We start from the raw sequence: 430 nt of genomic DNA, 5'->3' as shown, positions 1-430 counted from the left end.
AGCCAGAGTTGTCCGGGATTTCGACGCTGGGGTCGGCCAGCTTCGCCGTGGAGAACGCGTGGTCGATGCTGGTGTCGCGGAGGTTGAACTCCCAGAGCGGCAAGGGGTACCAGGCGTCATTGGGGTTGGTGATGTCGAGCGCGACGACGGCGGGGCTGTTCTTTCCGGACGCGCTGACGAGCACCGTCTTGGCGCCCTCCGTCTTCGACGCGGAGGTCATGGGCTTCCACTCGAACTCCCCATTGATGCCGAAGTCCACGTTGGCGAGGCTGGGTGAGGCATCCATCGCGGGCCTGGCCAGGTTGCCCGAGCCATTGAAGCGCACGTAGAGGTTGCGATAGCGCTCCAGCAGCATGCGCGGCATGTACGTGAAGCGATCAGCGCCTGAGCCATAGTTCCGCTGATTGATGCTGCCGGGGCCCGCACACGT

Annotated in this window: 1 protein-coding gene; it reads right to left on the bottom strand. The window is 64.4% G+C overall.

The annotated features are described in order from the left end of the window. A partial coding sequence (locus tag GWG65_RS40345; RefSeq protein ID WP_275200937.1) for a hypothetical protein occupies window positions 1–364 on the bottom strand: 364 nt, incomplete at its 3' end. Between the last annotated feature and the right edge of the window lie 66 nt (window positions 365–430).

The sequence above is a fragment of the Bradyrhizobium sp. CSA207 genome, from assembly GCF_029051685.1.
Classification (GTDB): Bacteria; Pseudomonadota; Alphaproteobacteria; order Rhizobiales; family Xanthobacteraceae; genus Bradyrhizobium.
This window is presented reverse-complemented; position numbering and strand designations above follow the sequence as displayed.